This is a genomic window from Clostridium sp. E02 (genome assembly GCF_003833015.1).
Taxonomy (GTDB): Bacteria; Bacillota; Clostridia; order Lachnospirales; family Lachnospiraceae; genus Lacrimispora.
In genome coordinates this window covers 1-6,575 of record NZ_RJLQ01000041.1, presented here as the reverse complement: position 1 = coordinate 6,575, position 6,575 = coordinate 1, and the positions used below count along the sequence as shown (strand labels likewise).

General features: G+C 40.7%; 3 protein-coding genes, 1 pseudogene and 1 riboswitch. All 4 genes and pseudogenes read left to right on the top strand.

Annotation, left to right across the window (positions count from 1 at the left end; all coding sequences use genetic code 11):
- Positions 1-291 precede the first annotated feature (291 nt).
- Positions 292-385: riboswitch (glycine riboswitch) on the top strand.
- A 96-nt stretch (positions 386-481) separates the two neighbouring features.
- A complete protein-coding gene (locus EFT72_RS18725; RefSeq protein WP_124068435.1) occupies positions 482-1,843 on the top strand; it encodes a sodium:alanine symporter family protein in 1,362 nt (453 codons plus the stop codon).
- A 342-nt stretch (positions 1,844-2,185) separates the two neighbouring features.
- Positions 2,186-5,050, top strand: coding sequence for a penicillin-binding transpeptidase domain-containing protein (locus EFT72_RS18720; protein ID WP_164473224.1), 2,865 nt, complete (start codon positions 2,186-2,188; stop codon positions 5,048-5,050).
- A gap of 133 nt (positions 5,051-5,183) precedes the next feature.
- Positions 5,184-6,038 carry a dTDP-4-dehydrorhamnose reductase gene (rfbD, locus tag EFT72_RS18715; RefSeq protein ID WP_347561907.1) on the top strand — a complete coding sequence of 285 codons (855 nt, stop codon included), beginning with the start codon at positions 5,184-5,186 and terminating at the stop codon, positions 6,036-6,038.
- A gap of 22 nt (positions 6,039-6,060) precedes the next feature.
- Positions 6,061-6,447 (top strand): annotated as a pseudogene (locus EFT72_RS18710) (cation:dicarboxylase symporter family transporter); the annotation flags it as partial.
- Between the last annotated feature and the right edge of the window lie 128 nt (positions 6,448-6,575).

Genomic DNA, 6,575 nt, shown 5'->3' with positions numbered 1-6,575 from the left:
GTTAGTAATACCTTTCTGATTGTGTCCACCTCATTTCTAAGTCATGAGGTTCTATTATAATATATGAACTACTAATTGGGACATAATCATTTGTGATACACTAGGACATTATCATAAATGAATCATATATTAACAGCGATATCCATAACAATCTTGACTTATATAAAATCGTATGGTAAGGTGTCTAGGAAAAGTTACATACCAACAAATGAAATTCGTAGGAAAATGACATTGTCTGCCGAAGGAGTAACACTCTCAGGTGCCCCAAACAGCGGGGTATGGACTATGAATGGATGTGGCTCTGGAGAATCTCTTTATGAGTGCCGAAGGTGCAAGACACGAAGAATCGTGTTAATCTCTCAGGCAAAAGGACAGAGTTCAAACGTATAGCGGCCGTGATGCCCTTATTTGTTTGCTTATTGAGCCAAATCATCTTGTATGGTTTGGCTTTTTATAATACAAGTGAGAGAGGTTTATACAAATGGTATATTTTACAGATCTGGTTGACAAAGTTAGTGGAATTGTATGGAACAGCATATTACTGTATTTATTAGTAGGAACAGGAATTCTCTATACGGTCCGAACCAGGTTCGTACAGGTTCGTAAATTTCCGGAAGGTCTGCGAAGAATGTTTGGCAGCTTTAAACTAAACGGAGAACAAGCAGGAAAAGACGGGATGTCGTCATTTCAGGCATTAACAACTGCAATTGCGGCTCAAGTTGGAACGGGAAACATAGCCGGATGCGCCACTGCGCTTTACTCCGGAGGGCCAGGTGCTATTTTTTGGATGTGGATCAGTGCTTTTTTTGGAATGGCAACTAACTATGGAGAGGCGGTTTTGGCGCAGAAATACAAGCAAGTAAATTCCGATGGAGAAGTCACAGGAGGACCGATCTATTACATCAAAGCCTGTTTTAAAGGAACATTTGGAAAAGCCCTTGCTGTATTTTTTTCAATTTCAATCGTATTTGCACTAGGATTTACTGGGAATATGGTACAGGCCAATTCCATTGGTCAGGCATTTTATACGGCATTTGGTTTCGATCCATTGCTAGTCGGTGCGATAATTGCAGCATTGGCAGCGTTTACCTTTATCGGTGGGGTCAAACGAGTGGCTTTTCTCACAGAAAAACTAGTACCAGTTATGGCGGGTCTTTATATAGCTGGATGTATCATTGTCCTTTTTATGAATTATTCTGCTTTGATTCCAGCCCTAAAATCCATTGTAATCGGGGCCTTTGATCCTCAGGCACTGTTTGGTGGAGCGGCTGGAATTGGAGTTCGGGAAGCCATGCGTTATGGTGTGGCCAGGGGACTGTTTTCCAATGAAGCTGGTATGGGTTCCACTCCTCATGCCCATGCCATTGCGAAGGTAGATCAGCCACAGGATCAGGGAGTTATGGCACTTATGGCGGTGTTTATAGATACGTTTGTTGTATTGACTCTGACGGCCCTGGTTATTTTAACGTCTGGAATCATGGTTCCAGGAGCAGAAGGCATTCCTCAGGGAATCGCAATGGCGCAGGCAGCATTTGGACTGGCATTTGGTACCATGGGAATTACATTTATTGCTATTTGTCTTTTGTTTTTTGCGTTCTCTACCATTATTAGCTGGTATTTCTTTGGAGAAGTTAATGTAAAGGCTTTGTTTGGTGAGGGGGCAGTCAAAGGGTATATGGCAATTGTAATTTTGTTCCTTATACTAGGCTCCTTTTTAAAGGTGCAGCTGGTTTGGAATCTTTCCGATTTATTTAACGCTTTGATGGTGTTTCCCAATCTAATTGCACTTTTGGTTTCCTCTGGACTTGTGGCGAGAGCTGCGAAAGGAGAAGACATCTTATAACCCAATGGTTAGCGTAAGCGTTGACACGAACATTATTAAGTAATATATTTAGATTAGTTCAATAAATTGATCTATTATATCCACAAGATACGATTGTGGATATAATAGCAATGTTTGTCACTGGATATACTGACTTATGCCGTGGGATTAACGGGGGCGTTGATGACGAACGCTTGATTCAAACTAACGTTATAAGCTGGAAAAATGAATTTACTTCTGTTAAAAATTGGTGTATAATCAAACACTACATACGTAACCTTATAATATAACAGGTGTCTGTTTTAATAGGACCCTGTTCCTTTTTTCAATAACTGTATGATTTGGTCTAATGATAGGAGTATTATGTTGCGCAATCACAAACGATTTCATCGTAAAACAAGTTCAGAGATAGAATTGACTGATAAAATCCCAAGATTACTCATTCTGGGTATCCTTTTCTTATTCCTTTTGTTTGTTCTTGTTTTCCGGTTGTACCGTCTCCAGATTATTGACGGCGCTACCAGTCAAGAAGAATTTATCAGTTCGATTATGAAAACACGAAGACTTTCTGGAAACAGAGGGAATATTTTTGATAGAAATGGCAATCTTTTGGCATCCAACCGCCTTTCCTATAACATTACGCTGGAAGATTCTAAAAATTACCGGTCCACAAAGGAAAAGCAGAAAACATTAAATGGGATTGCCTATCAGTTGATCCATCTGGTGATGGATGATGATAAATTAAATGTAAGTATCCCCATAGAGGCAGATGAGAATGGAACGTTTCACTATACAGCGGACGGCTGGCGGTTAAGACGCTTCCAGGCTGATTTTTACGGGGAAAGTGATGTTAACGATCTGGATGATGACCAAAAGAATAAAACTGCAAATGACATGATGGATGAACTAACTGGTGAAAAAAAGTTTTCCATTAAAGCAGTGTATTCTAAGGAAGATCAGGATCGTTATGGACTACCTGCAAAACTTTCTGAAAAAGAGATGCTTCAGATCGCCAATATACGTTATGGTCTTTCTTTAAATTCATATCGAAAATATTTGCCTTATTTGGTGGCGTCCGATGTAACGGAAGAAGCTATGGTTGCGGTTATGGAGAAAAAGGAAGATCTTCCAGGAGCAGATATCGAAGACAGTAACATCCGTGTTTATTATGGCGGGGAAAGCCTTTCTTCTATTCTAGGTTATACGGGTGCGATTTCAGCAGAAGAACTGGGCAAATCCGGAGAGGGAAGTGTGTACACCAGCCAGTCTATCATAGGGAAAAGCGGGATTGAAAAATCCATGGAAGAATGGTTAAGAGGCAAGGACGGAACCGAACAATTTTATACCGATGTAGTAGGAAATCTAAAATCAGATCCTATGATAACGAGCAATCCGACCACGGGTAAAGATGTGTATCTTACCATAGATAAAAACTTACAAGATGCAGTTTATCAGATGTTAGAACAGCAGATTGCCGGGATCTTGTTGACCAATATGGTAGAGACCAAACGGGCGGATATGTCGAAAGCAATCGATGCTTCCCATATTCGAATCACTTCCGATGATGTCTATTTTGCTTTGTTTCAGAATCATGTGATCGATCGAGAGAAATTAAACGATGAGGATGCAACGGATCTGGAGAAACAGGTTTATCAGGCATTTAGCCGGAAAAAGGAAGAGGTATTCCAAAAGATGGCCGAATCCTTTGACGCTTCCGGTTCCGCTTATGAGAGTCTAGGAGATGAGATGAAGGGGTATTTTACTTTCCTTACTGATCAGATCAAAAAAGACGGTTTGATTCAAAAAAACAGCGGATCGTTTCGTGGAGAGGAAAAAAGCCTGAGGCAATACCTGACGGAGTTAATTGCCAACGGAGATATGGATTTAAATCAGATCGAAAATCATGAAAAATATACAGAGATTCAAGATGCAGAACGCCTGGTGGAGGAATCCATATTAAACGAATTAAAACAAAACGAAGCGTTTGATTTACGGATTTATCAGGCGATGATTGAAGAAGGATCGTTAAGCGGTCAAGTCACGGAACTTCTTTTATATGAACAAGGCGTTCTTTCAAAAGAGGATCCAGATTATGCACCATTGGTGAATGGACAGTTAAGCTCCTGGCAGTTTATTCGGAAAAAAATCAAAAATCTGGAGATAACCCCGGCACAACTGGCACTGGATCCTTGCTCTGGTTCCGCAGTGGTTGTTAATCCACAGAATGGTCAGGTGCTGGCATGTGTCAGCTATCCAGGATACGACAACAACCGATTGGCAAACCAGATGGATACGGCCTATTATCGGGGACTGGAAACTGATTTGTCTCTACCTTTGTTTAATCGTGCCACCAGTCAGCTTACGGCTCCAGGGTCCACCTTTAAACCAGTCACTGTAATTGCAGGGTTAAATGAAGGGGTGATCCAGACAGATACCAGTATTGTATGTACGGGTATATTCGATAAAATTGAACCTCCTCTTCGATGTTGGAAGCGGAGTGGACATGGGGTTATATCTTCCAGTGCAGATGCCTTGAAAAACTCATGTAACGTTTATTTATCGGAAATCACTTACCGGCTGGGAACTGATGACACGGGGCTTTTCTCGGAATCAAAAGGTCTTAATACCCTTAGAAAATATGCAGATCTTTTGGATCTGGATAAAAATACAGGGATCGAAATCGGCGAATCCAAGCCTCATGTAACCGACCAATATGCCATCCCCTCATCCATCGGTCAGGGAACGCATAACTACACCACAACACAGATTGCACGTTATACGGCAACTCTGGCCAATCATGGAAAAAGCTACGAATTGTCTTTGATTAACAAGATAACAGAAGGCGATGGCACCGTGATTCATTCCTTTGAACCGGACATAAAAAGTACGGTAACTTTGCCAGAGTTTATCTGGAGTGATGTAGCGAAGGGAATGAATGAGCTGGCTCATTCCAATACCACATTAAAAGATTTGAAAATTGAAGCAGCAGGAAAGACTGGAACTGCAGAAGAGGCAAAAAATAAACCAAATCATGGTTTGTTTATCGGATATGCACCTCTTAACGATCCACAGATTGCGATGACGGTAAGGATTGCCAATGGTTATAGTTCTGGAAACGTAGTAGGAGTGGGAAAAGGGATCTTTAATTATTACTTCCATTTGGAAGATCCTGCAAGTATACTCACGGGTACCGCATCTGGTGTTTCCAAAAATCTTCGTACCGATTAAATAAAAAGATTGACAAGATCACTTAAATTTTGGTGGTCTTGTTTTTTGGGGAGTTTAATAATTCTTGTACCAGATAATAAAACATGATAAAATTAATAATCTGTAATTTTTACATTTGATTGGAGGGCAAATAATGAACAGTATGCAGAAGGTTTGGATCTGCGGTGCCAGCGGGAGAGTTGGCACAAAAATGACAGAGCAGTTAAATGGTTCGAATGTAGAACTTCTGCTTACCGATGTCGATGATGTGGATATCACGGATCCGAAAGCTGTTATGGATTTTGCAAACATTAACCGGCCTCATTATATCGTAAACTGCGCCGGGGTTACGGATGTGAATGTATGCGAACAAAATATGGAATTGGCATTTAAGATCAACGCGCTTGGTGCACGTAATCTAAGCGTGGCAGCAAGAATGGGCAAGGCAAGAATGATTCACATATCAACGGATGACATCTTTGATGGGGAAAGTACCAAGCCATACACAGAATTTGATACACCAAACCCCCAGACCATATATGGAAAATCCAAGTTAGCGGGAGAAAATTTTGTAAAAGAGTTTTGCAATCGCCATATTATAGTTCGAAGTTCCTGGATTTTCGGAGATGGAAGTGGTTATGTCAGCCAGATTTTAAAGGAAATAGCAGAAGGAAAGACGATCTATGCGGCAGAGGATCAGACTGGGGTACCAACCGGTGCGTCCGATCTGGCATCTAAGATCATATATTTAATGAAATCAGCTTCAGACGGAATCTATCACGTGACGGGACAAGGCCACTGCACTAGGTATGAATTTGCAAAAGAAATCGTACGGCTTTCCGGACATGAGACAAAAGTCATACCAGTTCCTGCAAATCAGGACAAGTTAACAGCAATGCGCCCCACGTATTCTGTGTTGGATAATTTAATGCTTCGAATGTCCCAGATTGAATTACTACCAGATTGGAGAGTGATGTTGGAGCAATACATGACGGAACGAAAAAATTAAAAAGGAAGGAAGAATTTAACATATGGAAAATAAAAAGAAAATTGGACTGACCACATCCATCTTCATTGGACTTATCGCAGGTGCGATCGTTGGAATCCTGCTCCATTATTACGTACCGGAGGGAAACTTTCGCGACCACGTTTTAATTGGCGGTATTTTTTATGTAGTTGGAAATGGATTCTTACGTTTGATGCAGATGCTTGTAGTACCATTGGTGTTTTGTTCCCTGGTTTGTGGGAGCATGGCGATGGGAGATACCAAAAAGCTGGGGAAAATCGGTGTAAAAACCCTGTTTTTTTATCTGGTAACTACTGCATTTGCTATTTCCGTAGCACTTTTAATCGGAAATCTTATGAATCCAGGAGTTGGTCTTGATATGTCAAGCATTGAGACAAAAGAAATTTCCATTGTATGATTCATTTATGATAATGTCCTAGTGTATCACAAATGATTATGTCCCAATTAGTAGTTCATATATTATAATAGAACCTCATGACTTAGAAATGAGGTGGACACAATCAGAAAGGTATTACTAAC

What these genes read in the sequence shown, in the direction of transcription:
- rfbD (WP_347561907.1), top strand. Translation starts at nt 5,184, where the DNA reads ATGAACAGTATGCAGAAGGTTTGGATCTGCGGTGCCAGCGGGAGAGTT.
- EFT72_RS18720 (WP_164473224.1), top strand. Translation starts at nt 2,186, where the DNA reads ATGTTGCGCAATCACAAACGATTTCATCGTAAAACAAGTTCAGAGATA.
- EFT72_RS18725 (WP_124068435.1), top strand. Translation starts at nt 482, where the DNA reads ATGGTATATTTTACAGATCTGGTTGACAAAGTTAGTGGAATTGTATGG.